Source organism: Kibdelosporangium philippinense, from assembly GCF_021390435.2.
Classification (GTDB): domain Bacteria; phylum Actinomycetota; class Actinomycetes; order Mycobacteriales; family Pseudonocardiaceae; genus Kibdelosporangium; species Kibdelosporangium philippinense.
Genome location: NZ_JAJVCN010000001.1, coordinates 1,568,659 through 1,588,783 on the forward strand (window position 1 = coordinate 1,568,659; position 20,125 = coordinate 1,588,783).

A 20,125-nucleotide genomic window follows, 5' to 3' on the forward strand; every position below is an offset into this window, starting at 1 on the left:
ACCACATGACGGACGTAGTCACACGGGAACTGCTTGTCGCGAGCGGGCTGAAGATGCACTTCCCGGTCAGAGGAAGTGGCCTGTTCAGGCGGAAAGCCGGTGTGGTGCAAGCGGTCGACGGGATCGACCTGAGCGTGCACGAAGGCGAGTCGTTCGGGCTGGTCGGTGAATCCGGTTGCGGCAAGTCGACGACCGGGCGGCTGATCACCCGGCTGCTCGAACCGACCGAGGGCACAATCACCTACGGCGGCACGGACATCACGCACGCCACCCGCAAGCAGCTGGCCCCGATCCGGTCCGAGATCCAGATGATCTTCCAGGACCCGTACTCGTCGCTGAACCCACGGCACACCGTCGGCACGATCATCGCCGGGCCGATGGAGATCAACGGAATCAACCCACCGGGCGGCACGCGGAAACGCGTCCAGGAGTTGCTGGAAACCGTTGGCCTGAACCCCGAGCACTACAACCGCTACCCGCACGAGTTCTCCGGTGGTCAACGGCAGCGCATCGGCGTCGCGCGGGCGTTGGCGTTGGCGCCCAAGCTGATCGTGGCCGACGAACCGGTGTCGGCGCTGGATGTCTCGATTCAGGCGCAGGTGGTGAACCTGCTGCAGCGGTTGCAGCGGGAGCTGGGGATCGCGTTCGTCTTCATCGCGCACGATCTGGCCGTGGTGCGGCACTTCTCGCAGCGCATCGCGGTGATGTACCTCGGCAAGATCGTCGAGATCGCGGATCGCGACGACCTGTACGGCAACCCACAACACCCGTACACCCACGCGCTGCTGTCGTCGGTGCCGGACGCGGATCCGGACAGCGAACGACACCGGGAGCGGATCCGTTTGACCGGTGACGTCCCGTCGCCCATCAACCCGCCGTCCGGCTGCCGTTTCCGGACGCGATGCTGGAAGGCGCAGGACATCTGCGCGTCGGAGGAGCCGCCATTGGTGCAGCTCAGCGGCGTGACCGAGGGGCACAGGGCGGCGTGTCACTTCCCAGAGTCCCGCCAGGTCACTCCCACGATTGGCTGACGGCTTCGATGGCCTTGTCGAGATCGGCGCCAAGTGCCTTGGCCTGGCTGACGAACTGCGCCGCCGCGTCCGTCAACGCGTCGGCTCCGGAACTCGGAACCGCTGCTATGACAGTGCCTTTGCGTCTCGCGGTGTGCAGAACGCCTGCCGTTTCCAGCTCTCGGTAGACGCGCGCGACCGTCCCGGCTGACAGACCAAGGTCGTTGGCGAGCTGCCGGATTGACGGAAGTGGCGTGCCGATGGCGAGTTCGCCTGACTGGATCAGCCGGACGAGCTGGTCACGCACTTGCCGCCACGGCGGCACCCCGTTGTCAGGGTCGACGAGGATCCGGGTCATGCCACGGACTGGATGTACGGCATCTTGGGCGAGGGATTGGCCACCCAGATCCACCCGGCCACGCAGATCAGCAACATCGGCAAGGACAGCGCCTCAAGGCTGCTCGTGCCCGCTAGCAGCCAGGGCGCCGGCACCGGCCAATGCGTGCCGCGCAGAACGCTGAACGGCCGGTTGGCCTCGACGACACTCGTTGCCATGAAAGCGATTCCGATCCCGACGGCGACTCGGGCGCTGCGTGTCCGCAGTGCGGCGTCGACGCGCAGGTCGGCGATCGAACCTCGGCGAACCGCCAGCCACACGATGCCCAGCACCGCGGCCGTCGCCAGCACGACGGTGATGATGACGACCAGCCACCTGGAATCGGTGACTCTGGCGTAGATATCGTCCGCCGGGATGCTGGTGGGCAGATTGGTGCTCAAGACTTCCCGGCCCCATTGTTGCGCGAACCTCGTGGCGACCGCGATAACTACCGCGAGCGCACCGAGCGCCAGCATCAGGATGACCGCCCAGCGTGGGACCAGGTCGCCCCAGTTGCGGCGGGTGAGGGTGGCGGAACGGGGGCCGCGGACCGGTCGGAGCGTGCCGATGATCTCGGCCAGCAGCAGCGCCAGGATGAGCGGCGGCCAGAAATTGTTACCGTCGGTGACGAATGGCGCGGCCATGAACAGCGGCGGGTACAGCATCCGCCGGTGCAGGAGGTACTGCCGGGCGAGCACTCCCTGCTCCTCGGTCGGGTCCTTGACACCCCACCGCTTGAGGAACCGCTGGCCGACTTTGACCGACGGCCACAGCACTACCAGCAGGACAACCCCACTCAACGCGTAGATAAGGACCATCTGCCAGTCCAGGTGCATGACCGCTCCTTTGTACTGAGTGCTTGGTACAAAGGAGCACGGCTTGACATGCAGGTAATTGCCTGCGTAACTTGACGTGTGGACAAGGTGTTCAAAGCGCTGGCTGACGACACTCGGCGGTACCTGCTGGACCGGCTGCACGAGCACAACGGGCAGACGCTGGCGCAGCTGTGCGAACAGCTGAACATGGCCCGTCAGTCGGTCACCCAGCATCTGGCCGTGCTGGAAGCCGCGAACCTGGTCAGCACGGTCAAGCGCGGGCGGGAGAAGCTGCACTACCTCAATCCCGTTCCGCTGCAGGAGATCCAGGAGCGGTGGATCGACAAGTTCGAGCGGCCGCGCCTGCGCATGCTCAGCGCGGTCAAACAACGAGCAGAGGACAAGATGAGCGACAAGCCGAGTTTCGTGTACGTCACCTACATCGAAAGCACGCCGGGGAAAGTCTGGGAAGCCATCACCGATCCGGAGTTGTCATTGCAGTACTGGGGGCACAGCAACATCTCCGACTGGCGAGTCGGGTCCACATGGGAGCATCGGCGCGCGGACGGCTCAGCCGCGGACGTCGTCGGCGTCATCGAGGAAAGCGTGCCGCCGCGCCGATTGGCATTCACCTGGGCCGATCCGTCCACTCCGGACGTGACGTCCACGGTCACGTTCGACATCCAGCGGTACGGCGAAATCGTCAAGCTGACAGTCACGCACGTCGACCTTGCCGACGAGTCGGAGCTGCGTCAGGTGGCCGGCGGCTGGGCCGCCGTACTGTCCAACCTGAAGTCCTTCATGGAGACCGGCAAGCCTATGTCGTTGCCGCCGTGGAAAGCGGGCAGCTGACTACGCGGCGACCCGGTGCAGGCGCTCCTTCGCGCGCCGGTGGATGCCTGTGCCGATGAGTTTGTGGAAAAGTCGGACAGGCGGAGGCAGCAGGCCGAGGAAACGCACCTTTTCCGTCGGTGTGGCGTCCTCAAGGATCATGCCGAGCATCACGAAACCGGCCGCGCCCTTGTCCATGCCGCTCTTTCCGTGATCTCCCAAGGCTTTCCACTCCGCCTCGGTGATGAACACGGACACCAGCGGCAGGACATGGCGTTCCTCGTCGTCCAGGTGCTCGTTGAGCCGGTGCGACACGTCGCTCAGCAGTACGGCGAGCTCGCTGGCGAGCTCACGGTCCGCGTCAAGTTGCCAGCGGGGTAGCAGGGCGTCGATCCGTTCGATCAGGCCGGAAACCGCCTCGTGCTGGCCTTCCATCCGTTGCACCAGCTCGGTGTCCAGTGTGCTCACTCGATCAAGCAGCTTGGGCCACAGCAGCTCGTCTTCGCCGGTGTGGTGGTGATGCAGGCCGCGCAGCAGCGCCGCCAGGTGGTCGCCGACCAGCTTCGCGCGGTCGCGATCGCCGTCGGTGACGTCGCAGACCAGGCCGGGCAGCAGCGCGAACTCGCGCCGGAACATCTTGTGCACGACTACCATTTCCCAGGTATCCACGTTCATGGCCGCATGCTGCTTGATGGTCTTTCCTGGTGACCAGGGACCGCGACCGTGATCCACTCAGGAAACTGTCCCGGCCGGCCAGGACTTCTGGGTCACCAAAGGTCCTTTCTTTCCCTATTTCACGTATCTAAACCGAGTAACCGCAATTGTTTGACGAATAGCCGTTTGGTGGGCTACAACAGGGACACCTCGGGTGTGAGTGCCGCCGCACATCTGCCGTCCCTGCCCGTCGCCACCGGAGGTTTTCATGTCATGGAAACATCGCGGTTTCCTCGCGCTCGGCGCGAGTGCCGCGATCGCTGCCGGACTTCTCACACTTCCTTCCCCTGTCGCCAATGGACAGCCCCTGACCAGCCTTGATCTGTCCGCTGGCAACCGTAGAGCACCCGTGTCCGGCCTGTATGACTGGACGAAAGCCGGCTATCGAGGTGGGCAGAACCTGCCCGGTTCCGGCGACATCAACTCAAACCAAACGTGCCAGATCACGCCGGAGGAGTTGAGCAGCCAATACAACGTCAAACCGAACGACACCGCCGATGATTCAACCGGTCTGCAGGCCGCCATCGACGCTATTCGCACTTCCTGTTCCAACTCGGCGAACTACAACAAACTGAGCCTGATCACGCTACCGGCCGGTGAGCTGGTTGTGACTAGGGAGATTCACGTCGACGCGGATTACCTGCTCATTCGGGGCGCCGGGACGACCGCCACGAAGGTGGTTTATCGGCCGGACGCCAACACGCTGTACGACGCCCTCACCCCGGACAAGTCGGACTGGGACGAGGACGGCATGACCTACGGCCAAGGCAAGGGCGGATGGCTCTGGCCCGGCCGTGGCCTGTTCCGCGTGCAGTCGCGTGGCGTGCACTCGAGCTACTCGGGCGACTACAGCTCGGCGCCTGCCAACCGCAAGGACATTTTCGAAGGCACGGTGAACGTGCACTGGAAGTCCGGCGTCAAACTGCGCGCCAAGGCCGGTGACACCGGATTCTCCGCGCGCACCGGCGACCAGGTCGTGCACCTGGCTTCCAGCGGGTCGATCACTGCCCTCACGGCCGGGTCGTTCGTGAACATCCGTGCGGCCAACACGCAGAAGTTCTACCAGGAACAGCAGGCGCTGCCGACGCCATGGCCGTTGCTGAACATGCACATGCGTCAACAGATCTTCACGATCGCCTCGGTCAACACCTCGCAGCGAACGATCACATTGGACAAGCCGCTCGAGTTCGACGTCCCGGTGAGCTCCACATCGGACGGTTCACCGCCGATCGCGGGTGCGACCTACGACTCGAAGGCCGCTCCGCTGGTGGATCCCGTTGTGGGCGTCGGGTTTGAGGACTTCACGTTCACACAGGACATGCCGAACCTGAACAAGGCCGAAGCGGTCAACAACTACGGCAACATGGACCCGCGTGCGCAGATGCACGGGATCGTGTTCAAGTGGGCCGCCAACTCCTGGGTCCGTGGCATGAAGGCGGAGATGACCGGCTCGCACCCGATCGTCACCGAGGAAGCCAAGAACCTGCAGATCGTGAACAACGAGCTGGACGGGTCCTGGAACAAGGGCAAGGGCGGCAACGGATACTTCCGTGGCTCCCGTGTCTGGGATTCTCTGTACGCGGGCAACATCTCGCGTAACCTGCGGCACTTCACGTTCCAGTGGTCGGCAGCGGGCAATGTCGTGATCGGCAACGACTTCGACTCGGACATGAACCTGCACGGCGGCTGGGAACGCAACAACCTGTTCGAACTCAACACCGCACGTCTGAGCTACGGGCACAGGCCGGGCAACTGCCGTGCCAACTGCGGTGACGAGGGCGGCAGCGGCCCCGACGACTCCAACTGGTTCCCGATCTGGTGGGGCGCGGGCAAGAAGGCCGTGAAGTGGTCTGGTGCCAGTGGCGCGAAGAACGTCTTCTTCAACAACACCATGACCAAGCAGACCGCAACCAACGGCCCGTTCAACGACTATTACCCGGACAAGCAACGGATCTACATCTTCGGTTGGAACGGCACCGGCTACAAGCACCTCGATGTGGATGGTACGCCGATCGCGGACTGGGCGAAGAACGAACAACGCGACTACACCGGCGGGCATGGCGTGGATGCGACCAAGACCGACAGCGCGCAGTCGCTGTTCCTCAAGAATGTGAGTCGCCGATGAAGACCACACTGGCACTCGCCGCCGTTGTTCTGACCACCTTCGTCGCTGTCACGCCGTCCGCCTCGGCGGCCAATGTGGACGTTTCCAACGCGGAGCAGCTCAAGGCCGCATTGGCAAGTGCCACACCAGGAACGACCATCAGGATGGCGGCGGGCACGTACCGCGGGGCGTTCTTCTCGCAGAAGGCCGGGACCTCCTCGCAGCCGATCACGTTGACCGGTCCGGCAAACGCCGTACTGATCAACGACGGCCCCAGCGGTACGGCGCCGTCCTGCCCGGCGCCTACCGCTGGCTGGGACTCCGGGTACGGGCTTTGGCTGTACGGCGCGCCGTACTGGAACCTGACCGGGTTCACCGTGGCAGAGTCCAAAAAGGGCATCATCCTCGACAATTCCCACCACACCACCATTGACGGCGTCTACGTGCACCACGTGGACGAGGAAGCCGTGCACTTCAGGCGTTCCTCAGGCGACAGCGTGATCCGCAACTCCCGGATCACCGACACCGGCTTGGTGCAGAAGGGGTACGGCGAAGGCGTCTACATCGGATCGGCGCACTCCAACTGGAAGTGCCACGGCAACAGTGGAGGCGTTGACAAGGCGGACCGGGTTCAGGTGCTGGACAACCGGATCGGCCCCAACATCGCCGCGGAACCCATTGACGTCAAGGAAGGAACGCAAGGCGGCGTGATCCGCGGCAACACGTTCAACGGCCAGGGCATCACCGGCCAGAACTCCGCGGACTCGTGGATCGACGTGAAGGGCATCGGCTACCTGATCGAGAACAACACCGGAACCTTCGCCAGCCCAGGCACACTCGCCAACGGCTACGAGACACACAATCCGAGCACCAGCCCGTCGTTCTTGAACGGGTGCGGAAACACCTGGCGTAACAACAAGTCCGACCTCGGCGGCGTCGGCGAGTACGCGATCAAGATCACGTCGACCTCGAAGTGCCGGGAACGGCCGAACGTGGTCTACGGCTCGAACACCGTCACCAGGGCGACCAAAGGATTGACCAATATCCCTGTCACGCCTTGATGACGGCCCGTGAGTGGCCCGGACGCCCGACACCCCAACCGGGCCACTCACGGGATCTGTCCTCACAGAGATCGAGCCCGTGGAATCGTCCACGGGCTCGATCTCTGTGTGCCTATTCGATGGGAAAGTCGAAGTAGGTGTCCGGGTAGGGCTCGTCTTTCAGGTTGTAGTGCCACCACTCGTTCTCGTACGCGACAAAACCGGCGGCCTCCATGATGGTGCGAAGGTGCTGGCGGTTGCGCTTCTCGACTTCGGTGACCCCTTCGGCGCCGTGATGGGAGATCACGTCCATCACATCGTGGTCGCCGCCCATGGCGGCAAGTTCACCCGACTCAAGGTGGTACAGCGTCAGGTCGACCGTGCTGCCCCTGCTGTGACCGGACTTTGTTGCGACATAACCCTTTTCGAACATCTCTGCTCGTTCGATGTTCGGATAGTGCCGCGCCTTCTTCCGGCCGTCCTCCGGCTCCTGTGCCCAGCGCATGAAGTTGTCCACAGCACGCTGCGGGCGATATCCGTCCCAGAGGAGCAAGCCGAAGCCGAGGGCTTCGGCCTCCTCTCCGGCTTTCCGCAGCGCGGCGCACAACGCCTTCGTGCCGACGATCCGGTTCGCCTTGTACCCGTCCACCGGCTTGCCGGTGAAGTTGTCCCAGGTGGCGTACTTGGCGTCCCAGCGAATTCCGGGGATCAGCTCGTCGACGAAGACAAAGTCGTCGTTCATTGAGTCTTTCCGGTCAGCGCCAGCGACACGAGCTGGTCGATCACGACGCCGAGCGGCCTGCCCGCGGCGTTCATCATGCGCGGGTACCGGCTGTACGAGGTGAGGCCGGGCAGCGTGTTGACCTCGTTGAGGACGACCGAGCCGTCTTCCTTCAGGAACAGGTCGACGCGCGCCAGTCCACGGCAGCCAAGAGCGCTGTAGATGGCCTTCGCCGTCTCCTGGACGAGGTCGCGCGATTCGGCCGAGATGTCGGCCGGAACCTGGATGGTCGAGTTCTCCGAACCGGTCTCCGGGCTGTCTTCCTGGTGGATACGGAAGAAACCGGACGACAGCGTGATCTGGTCCGGCTCGCCGGTGATCAGGTCCTGGTCGTTGCCGAGCACCGCGCAGCCGACCTCGCTGGCGACGACACCCTCCTCGATCAGCACCTTGGTGTCGTACTGCCGCGCGGTTTCCATCGCGCCCTGCAGCTCGTCCTTGCTGGACACCTTGGTCACGCCGAAGGACGACCCGGAACGGGCGGGCTTGACGAAGACGGGGTAGGGCAGCTGGTCGCCGTCGACGGTCTCATCGCCGTTGACGATCCAGAACTGCGGCGTCGCGATGCCCGCGTTGCTGACCACGACGTACGCGAGGGCCTTGTCCATGCACAGCGCGGAACTCTGGATGTCGCAGCCGACGTAGGGGATACCGGAGTATTCCAGCAGACCCTGCAGCGCGCCGTCCTCACCGAACTTGCCGTGCAGCACAGGAAGAATGACGTCCAGCTTGACCGGCTCGTACTGGCCCGCCTCATCCTGGACGAGCAGCCCGTGGACGCTTCTGTCCGGGGACAGGATGGCCGGGCGGCCACCGTTCTCCCAGTCACCGCCGGGGCCGTCACACAGCACCCAGGACCCGGTCTGCGTGATCCCGATCCAGAACGGCTCGTACTTCTCGGTGTCGAGACTCTTGGCGACCTCGTTCGCGGACTTGACGGAGACAGGGTGCTCCTCGGACAAGCCACCGAAGATGATACCGACCTTCAACTTATCCATGCTGCTTCCCGCTTTCGAAGTTCAAGCAGTTGATGAGACTGTTTTCAATCGTGTCGCTCAGTGCATGGTCTGTGAAATACGCCGTGTGCGGGCTGATGAGCACATTCGGCATTTCCTGCAGACGCACCAGCGGTTTGTTGTCGATGTGAATGTCGCGGCAGTCGGCGTAGAAGATGCCTTCCTCTCCTTCGAGGACGTCCAACGCCGCGCCGCCCAATCGACCGCTTTCCAGAGCTGGAATCAGGGCCTCGGTGTCAATGAGGGGGCCGCGGCCAGTATTGATGACGAACGCACCGTGCTTCATCTCCGCGATACGTTGCCGGTTGAGGAGATGGTGCGTTTCAGTGGTGAGCGGGGTGTGCAGCGAGACAATATCACTCTCTTGTAACAACGTGTCAAGGGAAACGTAGTCCGCGACGGCCGTCGGCATGGCGTCATGAGCGAGAATGCGGCAGCCGAAACCGCGCAGCCGGTCCATCACGGCCGCGCCGATGCGTCCCGTTCCGACGACCCCGACGGTCAGGTCGCGGAGTTCTTTGCCGCGTACGTCGTGCAGCCGGTAGTCGTGCACATCGGTCCGCCTGACCAGGGATTTCGCATTCCGGATCACCATCAGCATCAGCATCAGCGTGTAATCAGCGACACTGTCGGGTGAATAGGCGACATTGCCAACGGAAATGCCGACGCTCTGCGCGTACTCCACATCGATGTGGTTGAACCCGATGCTACGGGTGGAAATGTACTTAACGCCTGCCTGGCTCAGGCCGAGCAGCGTGGAATTCGTGATCCGCGTCTTGTGGCCCACGCTGATGCACCGATTGCCGAATGCCAGTTCGATATTGGCCTCGGATACCGCATCCGGTGTGATCGTCGGCAGAACGCCAAGGCGTGGCGCCATCTCGCGGAACAAAACAGCCTCGTCCTGTCCGCATCCAAAAATCGTGATTCCAATTTCCGGGACGGCCGACGACGCCAGCGATCGGGTGCGGTGGGCCGATGTTGGTGCTGGCTCGCTGTAGGACATGCCCAGCAGTGTAGGCAGCTGGTGTTGCCAGCACGTAAGTGGGTTTCGATATATCGGCGATACGTTACTGGCTGGTAGCATGCGGTAGTGTGCGTGGTTTGACCGTCAGGTCCGCCCCTTGTCCTGCTACCGCCTCTCACCTGCGCCGCAGTCGGCTGACCTCGGATCTTACCCGGGCTGCGCGACCCTGTCGTGCTCCACATCCATGAACGTCGTGCATAGTTTGGCGTATCCAGCCGATCCGGGACGCGCTGGGCGTGCTTGCCCACGACGCGCCTAGTACTCCAGTCGTAGATCGTGATCTTCATGGTTCCTGGAGCGATTGGTGCTGGTAGTGGGCTTGCTGGGCTCGGTATTGGTGTCGCCTGCGCCAGTGTGAGCAGTGCAGGACGTGCCGGATGTCTGTGGCCGGAGTGAGCACCAGTGCGTTGTAGAGATGGCGGATTTCGTTGAGTGTCAACGGAATCAGCCCGTCCGCAGCGGGTCTGGCGCGGGCGGTGACCGTCACGATCGCGAGGAAGACGTGGGCGAGCAGCACCAGGGTTGTCCAGCGATACCAAGATGTCCACGTGCGGACTTGGTGTTCGTCCAGACCGGTTTGGCCTTTGCCGGTTTGGAAGGACTCCTCGACGGTCCATCGGCGCCCGGCCACCCGCACCAGCGTGGCCAGCGGCACCCTTTCGGGCGCGTAGCAGCGGTAGAAGGCACGTTCGCCGGTGCGGCGGTTGCGCCGGACCAGCAGCCACCGATGCCCGGCGGGCTCGTCATCACCGCTGGTGAGACTGATCCAGGCCCAGTCGTAGAACCGGTGTCCTTTCACGCCTTTGCCCGCGGACAGTCGCTGCCAGGCACGTTTCGGTAGCCGCGCGAGCAGTTCATCGGCCCGATAGGTGCCCGTGGCGGTGCTGACCCGGTGGTCGCAGGCCACCGCGAGCACGTACCCGACCCGCCGTTTCTCCAGATCGCCACGCAGCGTCGGATTGCTGCCGTAGACCTCGTCCGCGGCGACCCACCCGGCGGGCACACCACCGTCGAGGGCACGCAGAATCATGCGCGAGGCCAGCGCGGGCTTGGTCGCGAACCCGGTGTCCTCAGGGACCCCGGCCGCCGCGCACCGATCAGGATCACCGGTCCAGGAGCGCGGCAGGTACAGCTCACGGTCGATCAGTGTGTGCCCGACCTTGGTGGTATAGGTCAGAAACACCCCGACCTGGGCGTTCTCGATCCGCCCGGCGGTACCGGTGTATTGGCGCTGGGTCGCGACCGTGCACGTCCCTTTCTTGACGTCGCCGGTCTCGTCCACGACCAGCATCGCGTCGGTGTCACCGAGATATTCCACCGCGGCATCCCGCACGTCGTCGCGCACCTCATCGGCATCCCACACCGCCCGCGACAGCAGGTGCTGCATCCCGTCCGGCGTCGCGTCCCCGGCGTGCTCGGCGATCGTCCAGCAGTTCTTGCGCGGCAGGTCGGCCAGCAGCCCCTCCACGAACGCTCGTGCTCGCCGGCGCGGTTCCACCCGCTTAAACCGCTTCGCCACCCGAGCCATCAGCCCGTCGAACTTCTCCCGCCAGCCAACGGGATCCACACCCTCAACGGGGTTTACGATGGCGCCCGCGGCCACCACACGATCTTGAGTTGTCCACACAACTGCTCATGATCAACTGGTGGCCGCGTCCGTATTCAGGGACCCTCACCAGCCAAGATCACGAAGTCCGGCTGCCGTACTAGTGGCGCGGCGCCGTTTTGTCCGGTTTCTGTCGACGGATGGGAGTGCTGAAATTCGGCATTGAAAATGCCGGGGAAACTGGATAAGGAATAACCACTGGCCGGTCTTTTGCGTAGTATCGACACAATGAGGTAATCTCACCAAGATTCTGGTTCGTTTGTTGAGCCGCGAAGCTGCTCGGACGAGCGCTGGTCGATGTGCTGGGGAGTGGTGAGACCCGGGGAAAGATGGGCGGGGAGCCCTTGGTAGAACTGGATTGCGAAGATCAAGTCCGGACCAGAAGGCTCCCCGTGATTGCGTATCGTGCCATGCTCGATGTCCCGCGTGAACTGGCCCTCTACCTCAGCCGGCTGCTGCACGCCGAACGCCGCCGACGCGGCACCCGCAAGAACAGCAGGGCGTTGACCTGCTTTCGCCACGCGGTGCTGGGCCTGCGCTGGTTCCGGCAGAACACCGACGTCCCCGCCCTGGCTCGCGATCACGGCATCTCCCGCGCCACCGGCTACCGCTACTTGGATGAGGTCGTCATCGTGCTCGCCGAGCAGGCGCCGGACCTGCATGAGGCCCTGCAGCGGGCCAAGGATGAGGGCACGGCCTACGTGATCCTCGATGGAAAGGTCTTCTCCGCCGATCGCTGTAGCGAGAAAACGTTGAGCGTGAAAGGCGAGCCGATCGACCTGTGGTACTCCGGCAAAGCCCGCGAGCACGGCGGCAACATCCAAGCGCTGTGCGCGCCGGACGGTTTTCCGTGGTGGGTCTCGGATGTCGAGCCCGGTTCACTCCATGACTTGACCGTGGCGCGCGAGCATGTGCTGGGTGCGCTGTACTGGGCCGCCTCGCACCTTGATCTGCCGACGCTGGCCGATGGCGGCTACGACGGTGCCGGCATCGGCGTGCACACCCCGGTCAAACAGCCTGCCGATGGCCAGGTCCTCGACGTGGACACCCGCACACGCAACGCTCTGCTGCGTGGCCTGCGGTGTCTGGGCGAACGTGGTTTCGCCCTACTCACCGGACGCTGGCGCAGCCTGCGGCATCTCACCGCCAGCCCCAGCAAGATCGGCGACATCGTCAAAGCCGCCCTTGTCCTCACGCATTTCGAACACGGCAAGATCGCGTGAAAGTCGCTGAGATCACCTCAATGGCAGCCCTGGCTCTGATCCTGTACGTGGTCTTCCTGTTCGGCGCCTTCGGCCTCCGGGTGGTTCTGCATCGCGGAATGACCGGCGCGTCCGGAATCAACGGTGTTCTTCGCGGTCGGCCCGGCTCGGCGATGTGGTGGGCCGGTGTGGCGCTGGTCCTGTCGATCCTGCTGTCCATCGCGGCGCCGATCGCCCAGCTCGCCGGCCTGGATCCGGTGTCGGCCCTGGTCACGCCGTCGATCCAGATCATCGGAATCGTGCTCGCGGTCCTTGGTTTCCTCGCAACCGTGGTGGCGCAACACATCATGGGGCCGTCCTGGCGCGTCGGGGTGAACCCGGACGAAACCACTGGCCTGGTCACCGCGGGTGCGTTCAACCTGGTCCGCAACCCGGTTTTCACGTCGACGGTTGTCAGCTTCCTCGGCCTGACACTGATGGCGCCCAACATCATCGCGCTGGTGGCGTTCGTTGGCGTGCTCATCTCCGTCGAACTTCAGGTCCGTGTGGTTGAAGAGCCGTACCTGCGGCAGATCCACGGCGCGACGTACATCGAGTACGGTCGCAAGGTCGGCCGGTTCCTGCCCGGGATCGGACGTTTCCGAAATCGGTAGCGGCTTTGCATATGCTCGATCGCATGAAGTGGGCACGAGGGGTGACACGGGTTTCGGTGCTGACAGGTGCCGGGATCTCGACGGATTCGGGGATCCCGGACTTCCGTGGACCGGACGGCGTATGGACGAAGGATCCGCGAATGGCGGATCTCTTCACGTATCAGAACTACATGGCCGATCCGACGGTCCGCGAACGCTTCTGGCAGAGCTACAGTGGACACAGCGCGTGGACTGCCTCACCGAACGCGGCGCACACCGCGCTGGCCGAGCTTGACCGTAGCGGCATGGCCGTGCGTGTGCTGACGCAGAACATTGATGGCCTGCACCAGCGAGCTGGCACGCCTGCGCGGAAAGTCCTTGAGCTGCACGGGAATATGCACGAGGCGATCTGTACGCAGTGTGCCCTTGTTCAGCCGAGTTCGCAGGTGCTGGCCAGGGTTGCGGCCGGTGAGGCGGATCCGCCATGTGCGGACTGTGGCGGCATTCCGCAGCTCGCGGTGGTCCTTTTTGGACAGTACCTGGACGTGGACGTACTGAGCCAGGCCCGGGACATCGCCGCGGTCAGCGGACTGTTCCTGGCGATCGGCAGCTCACTGGAAGTCGAGCCCGCCGCATCGCTGTGCCAGGTCGCGGTGGAGGCAGGTGCGAAACTCGTGATCATCAACCGTGATCCGACGCCGTACGACCACCTCGCCGTCGAACTGGTCAGGGAACCGATCGGTGTCGCGGTGCCGAAGATCTGCGCGGCACTGGCTCAGGGCTGATACATCTGGATCATCGCGTGCGTGCCTGCGGTCCGCTCGGCGGATTCGAGGTTGTCCGCGCCGACAAGCACTTCCGATTTCAGGATTCGCAGAGCAACCGTCGGCCCAGGCAGGTAGGACACGGTCTGCCGGAACGGAGTGGCAGGATCCCAGTAGCAGTCGCCGACGAGACGCCGGTAATTCAAGTCGCCCTTGAAGATGGTCAGGCCAGACTTGAGCTCATTGGCGAGATCGGCTGGCATGTCGTGAAAGGACAGTGGGGCGCAGTGGAACGGGTGGGTGCGAATCCTCAGCCGCCCGTCCGCTGCGGCCGCATGCAACCGCTGCCCAGCGCCGCCCGGTAGATCCTTCAGCCGCCGCATGCAGTCACTGACGTCGGTCATCGTCGCGTCGGAGACGTAGTACGGGTATGGCTTGGTGTGCAGCGTGACATCGGTGGCAAGGTCGTTGGTCAGGAGATGGTCCGCGAATATGAGGTCTGACAACAGTTCCCGACCCGCGTTGTCGAGGACGAACGTGACTGGGACGGGGCCGCGCCTGCGGAAGAAGTCATGGACCTTGGCGCTGTCGTCGGCGACCAACTGGTTGTGGATCTCAGTGTTGCCCGCGATGAGCTGGAAGCCAAGGTCTGCTCGGTTGCCGTACAACGAGGCCATCAGGGCAGCGTCGAAGTCCAGCGGATTCTCAAGCCAGGCGTAGTCTTCTTTTTCGTTGAGGGTATGGAGCTCCGCCGTTTTGAACGGGCCGAAGGGGTCGACTTTCGTTTCGAAGTAGCCGACCGCGCCGAGCAGGAGCCGATAGAAGTAACTTTCGGCCCAGAGGAAGGGTGCTTTCGGCCATGGGGTGCCAAAGTGCCTTTGATCCCAGGCCAGCCATTGCTCCCGGTCGAAGGCTGGTTCGGGTTCAGCGATCGTGCCGTTCTGGCTGGTTTCCAGGAGGTTGTCGAGGGCCGCTCGCTCCTTCGGCCCGTACGGATGCGCGTCCTTGAGCCTGTTGAAAAGCACTGCGTGCCGCTCGTGGAACACCTGGCGGGCGAATGGACTCTCAAGCGTGATGACCGGTGGCACCCGGCTAGCCTAGGGCTTGCGTGCACAAAGGCCCTCGTGAGTGGTTACGCCGGTTCTAACCGGCGTAACCACTCACGACCCCTGACCAGGCTGGAAGCCGAACAAGCCAAGTGGCCATCCATCCCCACCCAGGGCAAGATGAAGAGATCCTCATCTTGATCTCATCGACCAGTCATCCCCGAGACGCAAGGTAGGCGCATGGCCCGGATCAAGAGCATCGCGGCAGTCATCGCCGTGCTCCTTCTCCCGGGCCTGGCTGCCCTCGCGGGCCTCACGCTCGCCCCGGACGCCCGTCCGCCCCAAGTCAACCCGGTGGTCCGCATCGGCGAGTCGAACACGCCGCGGCCGACGGCTCCGACAACAGCGCCGCCGACAACGACGACGACCACGAAGTCTCCGCAGCCGCCTCCACCGATCGACGATGACGACGACGATGATGGGGACGACGATGGCGACGGGTAGCCGCCTGCCGGCTCGGGTCCGGATCATGGGCTGGCTTGTCCTGCTCATGCTTTCCGCCCTGAGCACGGTTGTCCTTGTCGTGCGGGAGTATCAGCTGCGCGAGATCGACGATCGGGTCAACCGGTCGCTCGAACAAGAAGCCGAGGAGTTCCGGAGCTACGCGGGCACCGGCCGCAACCCGGTCAACGGCCGGGTTTACGACCACCGGCACGAGCTGATGGAAGACCATCTCCGCGGCCAGTACACGGACACCGCCGAGGTGTTGGTCGCCGTCAGGGAAGGCCCGTCACCGCTGTCCAAGGACACCCAGGGCCTGCCGTCATCAACTGACATCGAGCTCGACGACAACCTCCTGCGGTCGATCATGCAGGATGGTGCCACCACCGGGACAACGATGACGCCCGGCGGGGAGATGCGATGGGTCAAGGTCGGGGTGCTCGCGTCCAATGCCCCAGCGGACGCCAAACCAAGCGCTTGGTTCATCGCTGGGTACTTCCTCGACCAAGCGCGGGCCGCTGTCACGTCAACCCTGCGCACATTGATAGTCGTCAGCCTGATCGGCCTGGTGCTCACGGCAGGAGTCGCGTGGGTCGTCGCCGGGTGGATTCTCGCGCCGGTCCGTACCGTCCGGATGGCGGCCGCCGAGCTGACCGAACACGACCTGACCAGGCGTATTCCGGTACAGGGGCGGGACGATATCTCCGCGCTCGCCGAGCAGTTCAACGCCATGCTCGATCGGCTTGAGCAGGCCTTCGCCACCAGGCGGCAGTTCCTCGACGACGCCGGGCACGAGCTCAGAACCCCGATCACGATCGTTCGCGGGCACCTCGAGCTCATGGGCGACGACCCGGCCGAACGGGCCGAGGTGATCCGGCTGTGCACCGATGAACTCGACCGGATGGCACGGATGGTCGACGACCTTCTCCTGCTGGCCAAGGCCGAGCAGCCGGACTTCATCAAGCTCGGTATGACCTCGGTACCCGAGCTGACCAGCGACATCGATGCCAAGGTGCGCGCGATCGCGGACCGCCGCTGGATACTGGAGTCCCTTGGCGAGGGGGATGCGCGGCTGGATCAGCACCGCGTCACCCAGGCAATGGTTCAGCTGGCCCAGAATGCCGTGCAGCACACCAACCCCGGCGACGAGATCCGGCTGGGATCGGCGCTCACCTGGAATCAGGTGCGTTTCTGGGTCACGGACTCCGGCCCTGGCGTCGGCGAGGAAGACCTGGCCAGGATCTTCGAGCGCTTCGCCAGGGGCGAGAACAGTACAAGGGACGGTGCCGGACTGGGCCTTGCGATCGTGAAGGCGATCGCGGACGCACACCACGGCGCGGTCACTGTGGACTCACCGCCGGAAGGTGGCGCGAGTTTCCGATTGGAGTTGCCGAGATGAGCCGGATCCTGATCGCGGAGGACGAACAACGCATCGCGTCCTTTGTGGATAAAGGACTGCGCGCCAACGGATACAGCACGACCATTGTGGCGGACGGCGACGCGGCGCTGGCAACGGCGGTCACCGGTGACTTCGACCTTGTCGTGCTCGACCTCGGCCTGCCACGCCGGGACGGTTTCGAAGTGCTGCAAGGGATGCGCAAAGCGAACGTGATGACCCCGGTGATCATCCTGACCGCAAGGGACTCCGTGCACGACACGGTCGCCGGGCTGGAAGGCGGCGCGGACGACTACATGACCAAGCCATTCCGCTTCGAGGAACTCCTCGCCAGGGTCCGGCTGAGGCTAAGGACCGAACGGACCCCCGAGCTGACTGTCCTGAGGCACGGCGATCTCACGTTGGACCTACGCACCCGCCGAGTCACCACACCTCAATCCACGGAGGACCTCACGGCTAGGGAATTCTCCTTGCTGGAGCTGTTCCTGAGGCATCCGGGTCAGGTGCTCGCAAGGGAACAGATTCTTTCGCACGTGTGGGGATACGACTTCGACCCTGGGTCCAATGTGGTCGATGTCTACGTGCGCACGGTCAGAAGGAAAATCGGCGCGGACTACATCGAGACGGTCCGGGGCATGGGTTATCGGCTGTCCACATGAAAGCCTCCTCATCTATGTGTCATCTGTGTTTAAGGTCCACCCCGCACAGTGGACACCATGGCAAGCCCGGCTGTGCTCACCTTGGTCATCTTCGCGATCGCGATCGTCGCGTGGATGATCGGCAAGCTTGACGACACGTTCGTCGGCTTGCTGGCCGCGCTCGCCTTGCTGTTCGTCGGGGTCATCGAGCGGGACGACTTGTTCGGCGCGCTCGGCGGGGACACGATCTGGCTGCTCATCGCGGCCTTCGTGATCGCGCAAGGACTCGCGGCGACCGGATTGCCTGAGAAAGTCGGTGCGATGCTGATCGCACGGGCTCGAAGTGTCCGTCAACTCGCGCATCTTGTCACGGCAGGGCTTGTCCTGACCGCCCTCGCGGTTCCGGCGACATCGGGCCGCGCGGCGTTGGCATTGCCTGTGTTCATGGCGCTCGCCGAGGTTCTCAAGGAACGGCCGAGGGTGGTCATGGCGCTCGCGTTGCTGATTCCGTCGGTCATTCTCCTGTCAGCCATTGCCACGTTGATCGGTGCGGGCGCGCACCTGATCACGAGTCAGTTGCTCACCGGGATTACCGGCGCGGGCATCGGGTTCGGCCAGTGGCTGCTGCTTGGTCTGCCATTCGCGGTGCTCAGTTCCCATCTGTGCGCCGAGATCGTGATCCTGTTGATGACAAAAAGGACAGACCGGCGGGAGAAGCTGCCGCGAGTGGAGCTCAACAAAGAGCCGTTCACGGCGGCGCAGACGCGCGTCACGGTCGTGCTCGCTGTGGTCATCGCTTTGTGGTGCACCGGGTTTCTGAATCCGGCGATCGTGGCACTCGTTGGCGCGGTCGTGATCACGTCGCCACGGATCGGCACGATCGGCATGAGTGCCGCCTTGGCGAAGGTGCCGTGGTCACTCCTGCTGTTCATGGCGAGTACCGCCGTGATCGGCAACGCACTGTCCACTTCGGGCGCAGCTGATTGGCTTGGCAAGGCTGCTTTCGGTGGTGCCACAGGCAATGCCGTTGTCCTGCTGATCACGGTCGTGGTCGTGAGTGCTTCCGCACACCTGGTGCTGCAGTCGCGGTCGGCACGGTCGGCTGTGCTGGTTCCGCTGGTCATCCCGATGGCGTTGGCCACTGGGATGAATCCGGCGGCGCTCGCGTTCGCTTCGACGGCCGCCGCGGGGTTCTGTCACACATTGCCGTCTTCGGCCAAACCGGTCGCGATGTTCGCGGCCACTGAGGACGTTCCTACTTACCGCAAACGCGACCTGGTCCGGCTTTCGTGTGTGCTCGGGCCGCTGATCATCGTCTTGGTCGTCGCGTTCGCGCTGTTCGTCTGGCCGTTGCTCGGCCTTCCCATGGAGGTGTCATGAGGTTCGCAGTCGCGCCAAGTGGTTTCAAGGAATCATTGGACGCACCGGCCGTCGCCGCCGCGATCGCGGCAGGCATCCGGCGAGTCGAACTGGACGCGGTGATCGACGAGATCCCGCTCGTCGACGGGGGAGAAGGCTCGGCAAAGGCGCTCGCGGTCGCCCGCGGCGGCCGGATCATCCCGGTCACGGTGACCGGTCCCGTCGGACGGGCAGTGGATTCGCACTTCGCGATGCTCGACGACCACACCGCCGCGCTCGACATGGCCGCGGCGGCGGGCCTGAGGCTCGTGCCTAGATCACACCGAGATCCCGGACTGACCACGACTTACGGCGTCGGCGAGCTGATCAGAGCAGCCCTCGACCATGGCGCCCGCACGATTCTGGTTGGCTGCGGCGACTCCGGAACCTGTGACGGTGGCGCGGGTGCGCTCGAAGCCTTGGGCGCCCGGATTCTGGACGTCGATGCCCAGGCATTGGGACAGAGTGGCTATGCTCTCACGGCCGCCGCCAAACTCGACGTGTCCTCATTGGATAGCAGGCTGGCCGACACCGAGATCATCGCCGCAGTCAACCCGTACAACCTGTTGACCAGCGTTTCCCAGGTATTCGGGCCGCAGAAGGGCGCGACCCCAGACCAGGTCGCCATCCTGGCTGAGGCGATGGACCGTTGGGCTGACGTCCTGGCGGGACACTGTGGTCTGGACCTACGGCCGATGCCAGGCAGCGGCGCGTCCGGCGGGCTGGGCGCAGGGCTGGCTGGGGCGCTGAACGCCAAGCTCATTCCGCGTTTCGACGTCCTGCTCGACCACACTGACCTGGACAGTCGGCTGGCCAAAGCCGATCTGGTGATCACGGCGGAAGGTACGATCGACTACCAGACCCCACGCGGCAAGATCCCAGCCGAGGTAGCGACCCGTGCCAAACGCCATGGCAAGCCAGTGATTGCTCTGGCGGGCACGATTGGCGACGGCGCGCACCACGCGTACGCCACCGGAATCGATGCCTACGCGGGAATCCTCTCGGCCCCGGTGCGCCTGGCCGAAGCGATCGATCACGCTGCTGAGCTGCTCACCGACGCGACCGAACGCGCACTGAAACTGGTCAACGTCGGCGCTGCGATGAAGTAATTCCGATATGGCGGGAACCAGCCGCCCGCATCGCCCGACTCCTACATAGAAGCAGGTCATGCCTCGTGAGTGGTTAGCCGCGTTAGAACGCGGCTAACCACTCACGAGGGGTCTTTTGA

Annotated in this window: 20 protein-coding genes; 12 read left to right on the plus strand and 8 right to left on the minus strand. The window is 64.0% G+C overall.

What is annotated here, in order from left to right; genetic code table 11:
* The first annotated feature begins 5 nt into the window (after window positions 1–5).
* On the plus strand, window positions 6–1,031 hold the full coding sequence (locus LWC34_RS07125; RefSeq protein WP_284051418.1) for an ABC transporter ATP-binding protein: 1,026 nt from the start codon (window positions 6–8) through the stop codon (window positions 1,029–1,031).
* Here the strand turns inward: LWC34_RS07125 and LWC34_RS07130 are convergent.
* Both LWC34_RS07130 and LWC34_RS07135 read right to left on the minus strand, forming a co-directional pair.
* A complete protein-coding gene (locus LWC34_RS07130) occupies window positions 1,012–1,368 on the minus strand; it encodes a GntR family transcriptional regulator (RefSeq protein ID WP_233723898.1) in 357 nt (118 codons plus the stop codon). The genes LWC34_RS07125 and LWC34_RS07130 overlap by 20 nt on opposite strands.
* On the minus strand, window positions 1,365–2,222 hold the full coding sequence (locus LWC34_RS07135) for a hypothetical protein (RefSeq protein ID WP_233723900.1): 858 nt from the start codon (window positions 2,220–2,222) through the stop codon (window positions 1,365–1,367). The genes LWC34_RS07130 and LWC34_RS07135 overlap by 4 nt, the downstream gene beginning before the upstream one ends.
* A gap of 78 nt (window positions 2,223–2,300) precedes the next feature.
* Between LWC34_RS07135 and LWC34_RS07140 the strand changes: the two genes are divergently transcribed.
* Entirely contained in the window at window positions 2,301–3,053 is a 753-nt protein-coding gene (locus tag LWC34_RS07140; RefSeq protein ID WP_233723902.1) for an ArsR/SmtB family transcription factor, read from the plus strand.
* Here LWC34_RS07140 and LWC34_RS07145 read toward each other — a convergent pair whose 3' ends face one another.
* Window positions 3,054–3,707 (minus strand): hemerythrin domain-containing protein, encoded by a 654-nt coding sequence (locus LWC34_RS07145; RefSeq protein WP_233723904.1) that lies wholly within the window; start codon window positions 3,705–3,707, stop codon window positions 3,054–3,056.
* Window positions 3,708–3,954: 247 nt separating this feature from the next.
* Between LWC34_RS07145 and LWC34_RS07150 the strand changes: the two genes are divergently transcribed.
* Window positions 3,955–5,871 (plus strand): hypothetical protein, encoded by a 1,917-nt coding sequence (locus LWC34_RS07150; RefSeq protein WP_233723906.1) that lies wholly within the window; start codon window positions 3,955–3,957, stop codon window positions 5,869–5,871.
* The gene (locus LWC34_RS07155) at window positions 5,868–6,911 is read left to right on the plus strand and encodes a right-handed parallel beta-helix repeat-containing protein (RefSeq protein ID WP_233723908.1); all 1,044 of its coding nucleotides are present in this window, start codon (window positions 5,868–5,870) and stop codon (window positions 6,909–6,911) included. Before LWC34_RS07150 ends, LWC34_RS07155 begins: the two co-directional genes overlap by 4 nt.
* Before the next feature lie 112 nt (window positions 6,912–7,023).
* Here LWC34_RS07155 and vanX read toward each other — a convergent pair whose 3' ends face one another.
* The 4 genes from vanX to LWC34_RS07175 form a co-directional block, all read right to left on the minus strand.
* Window positions 7,024–7,632 carry a D-Ala-D-Ala dipeptidase VanX gene (vanX, locus tag LWC34_RS07160; RefSeq protein ID WP_233723909.1) on the minus strand — a complete coding sequence of 203 codons (609 nt, stop codon included), beginning with the start codon at window positions 7,630–7,632 and terminating at the stop codon, window positions 7,024–7,026.
* A complete protein-coding gene (vanA, locus tag LWC34_RS07165; protein WP_233723911.1) occupies window positions 7,629–8,669 on the minus strand; it encodes a D-alanine--(R)-lactate ligase in 1,041 nt (346 codons plus the stop codon). Before vanA ends, vanX begins: the two co-directional genes overlap by 4 nt.
* Window positions 8,662–9,693, minus strand: a complete 1,032-nt coding sequence (vanH, locus tag LWC34_RS07170; RefSeq protein WP_284051419.1) for a D-lactate dehydrogenase VanH — start codon at window positions 9,691–9,693, stop codon at window positions 8,662–8,664. The genes vanA and vanH overlap by 8 nt, the downstream gene beginning before the upstream one ends.
* Window positions 9,694–9,997: 304 nt before the next feature.
* Window positions 9,998–11,242, minus strand: a complete 1,245-nt coding sequence (locus LWC34_RS07175) for an IS701 family transposase (protein ID WP_233726375.1) — start codon at window positions 11,240–11,242, stop codon at window positions 9,998–10,000.
* 470 nt (window positions 11,243–11,712) lie between these two features.
* Here LWC34_RS07175 and LWC34_RS07180 point away from each other — a divergent pair, with 470 nt between their 5' ends.
* Genes LWC34_RS07180 through LWC34_RS07190 form a run of 3 tightly spaced genes read left to right on the plus strand, consistent with a single transcriptional unit; the run spans window position 11,713 to window position 13,939 of the window.
* A complete protein-coding gene (locus LWC34_RS07180) occupies window positions 11,713–12,543 on the plus strand; it encodes a transposase family protein (RefSeq protein WP_233722715.1) in 831 nt (276 codons plus the stop codon).
* 20 nt (window positions 12,544–12,563) lie between these two features.
* Window positions 12,564–13,175: a methyltransferase family protein gene (locus LWC34_RS07185; RefSeq protein WP_233723913.1), complete on the plus strand. Its 612-nt coding sequence runs from the start codon at window positions 12,564–12,566 to the stop codon at window positions 13,173–13,175.
* Window positions 13,176–13,198: 23 nt separating this feature from the next.
* Window positions 13,199–13,939, plus strand: a complete 741-nt coding sequence (locus tag LWC34_RS07190) for an SIR2 family NAD-dependent protein deacylase (RefSeq protein WP_233723915.1) — start codon at window positions 13,199–13,201, stop codon at window positions 13,937–13,939.
* On the opposite strand, the gene LWC34_RS07195 is transcribed toward LWC34_RS07190, so the two are convergent.
* A complete protein-coding gene (locus LWC34_RS07195) occupies window positions 13,930–15,006 on the minus strand; it encodes a damage-control phosphatase ARMT1 family protein (protein WP_233723917.1) in 1,077 nt (358 codons plus the stop codon). The two genes, LWC34_RS07190 and LWC34_RS07195, sit on opposite strands and share 10 nt — an antisense overlap.
* Before the next feature lie 198 nt (window positions 15,007–15,204).
* On the opposite strand from LWC34_RS07195, the gene LWC34_RS07200 reads away from it, so the two are divergent.
* Genes LWC34_RS07200 through LWC34_RS07220 form a run of 5 tightly spaced genes read left to right on the plus strand, consistent with a single transcriptional unit; the run spans window position 15,205 to window position 20,006 of the window.
* Entirely contained in the window at window positions 15,205–15,468 is a 264-nt protein-coding gene (locus LWC34_RS07200) for a hypothetical protein (protein ID WP_233723929.1), read from the plus strand.
* The gene (locus LWC34_RS07205) at window positions 15,428–16,864 is read left to right on the plus strand and encodes a sensor histidine kinase (RefSeq protein ID WP_233723931.1); all 1,437 of its coding nucleotides are present in this window, start codon (window positions 15,428–15,430) and stop codon (window positions 16,862–16,864) included. Before LWC34_RS07200 ends, LWC34_RS07205 begins: the two co-directional genes overlap by 41 nt.
* Window positions 16,861–17,520, plus strand: a complete 660-nt coding sequence (locus LWC34_RS07210) for a response regulator transcription factor (protein ID WP_233723933.1) — start codon at window positions 16,861–16,863, stop codon at window positions 17,518–17,520. Before LWC34_RS07205 ends, LWC34_RS07210 begins: the two co-directional genes overlap by 4 nt.
* A 57-nt stretch (window positions 17,521–17,577) precedes the next feature.
* Complete coding sequence (locus LWC34_RS07215; protein WP_233723935.1) at window positions 17,578–18,879, plus strand: SLC13 family permease; 1,302 nt, start codon at window positions 17,578–17,580, stop codon at window positions 18,877–18,879.
* The gene (locus tag LWC34_RS07220; RefSeq protein WP_233723937.1) at window positions 18,876–20,006 is read left to right on the plus strand and encodes a glycerate kinase family protein; all 1,131 of its coding nucleotides are present in this window, start codon (window positions 18,876–18,878) and stop codon (window positions 20,004–20,006) included. The genes LWC34_RS07215 and LWC34_RS07220 overlap by 4 nt, the downstream gene beginning before the upstream one ends.
* Window positions 20,007–20,125 lie beyond the last annotated feature (119 nt).

What these genes read in the sequence shown, in the direction of transcription:
- LWC34_RS07125 (WP_284051418.1), top strand. Translation starts at nt 6, where the DNA reads ATGACGGACGTAGTCACACGGGAACTGCTTGTCGCGAGCGGGCTGAAG.
- LWC34_RS07130 (WP_233723898.1), bottom strand. Translation starts at nt 1,368, where the DNA reads ATGACCCGGATCCTCGTCGACCCTGACAACGGGGTGCCGCCGTGGCGG.
- LWC34_RS07135 (WP_233723900.1), bottom strand. Translation starts at nt 2,222, where the DNA reads ATGCACCTGGACTGGCAGATGGTCCTTATCTACGCGTTGAGTGGGGTT.
- LWC34_RS07145 (WP_233723904.1), bottom strand. Translation starts at nt 3,707, where the DNA reads ATGAACGTGGATACCTGGGAAATGGTAGTCGTGCACAAGATGTTCCGG.
- LWC34_RS07150 (WP_233723906.1), top strand. Translation starts at nt 3,955, where the DNA reads ATGTCATGGAAACATCGCGGTTTCCTCGCGCTCGGCGCGAGTGCCGCG.
- LWC34_RS07155 (WP_233723908.1), top strand. Translation starts at nt 5,868, where the DNA reads ATGAAGACCACACTGGCACTCGCCGCCGTTGTTCTGACCACCTTCGTC.
- vanX (WP_233723909.1), bottom strand. Translation starts at nt 7,632, where the DNA reads ATGAACGACGACTTTGTCTTCGTCGACGAGCTGATCCCCGGAATTCGC.
- vanA (WP_233723911.1), bottom strand. Translation starts at nt 8,669, where the DNA reads ATGGATAAGTTGAAGGTCGGTATCATCTTCGGTGGCTTGTCCGAGGAG.
- vanH (WP_284051419.1), bottom strand. Translation starts at nt 9,693, where the DNA reads ATGTCCTACAGCGAGCCAGCACCAACATCGGCCCACCGCACCCGATCG.
- LWC34_RS07175 (WP_233726375.1), bottom strand. Translation starts at nt 11,242, where the DNA reads ATGGCTCGGGTGGCGAAGCGGTTTAAGCGGGTGGAACCGCGCCGGCGA.
- LWC34_RS07185 (WP_233723913.1), top strand. Translation starts at nt 12,564, where the DNA reads ATGGCAGCCCTGGCTCTGATCCTGTACGTGGTCTTCCTGTTCGGCGCC.
- LWC34_RS07190 (WP_233723915.1), top strand. Translation starts at nt 13,199, where the DNA reads ATGAAGTGGGCACGAGGGGTGACACGGGTTTCGGTGCTGACAGGTGCC.
- LWC34_RS07200 (WP_233723929.1), top strand. Translation starts at nt 15,205, where the DNA reads ATGGCCCGGATCAAGAGCATCGCGGCAGTCATCGCCGTGCTCCTTCTC.
- LWC34_RS07205 (WP_233723931.1), top strand. Translation starts at nt 15,428, where the DNA reads ATGACGACGACGATGATGGGGACGACGATGGCGACGGGTAGCCGCCTG.
- LWC34_RS07210 (WP_233723933.1), top strand. Translation starts at nt 16,861, where the DNA reads ATGAGCCGGATCCTGATCGCGGAGGACGAACAACGCATCGCGTCCTTT.
- LWC34_RS07215 (WP_233723935.1), top strand. Translation starts at nt 17,578, where the DNA reads ATGGCAAGCCCGGCTGTGCTCACCTTGGTCATCTTCGCGATCGCGATC.
- LWC34_RS07220 (WP_233723937.1), top strand. Translation starts at nt 18,876, where the DNA reads ATGAGGTTCGCAGTCGCGCCAAGTGGTTTCAAGGAATCATTGGACGCA.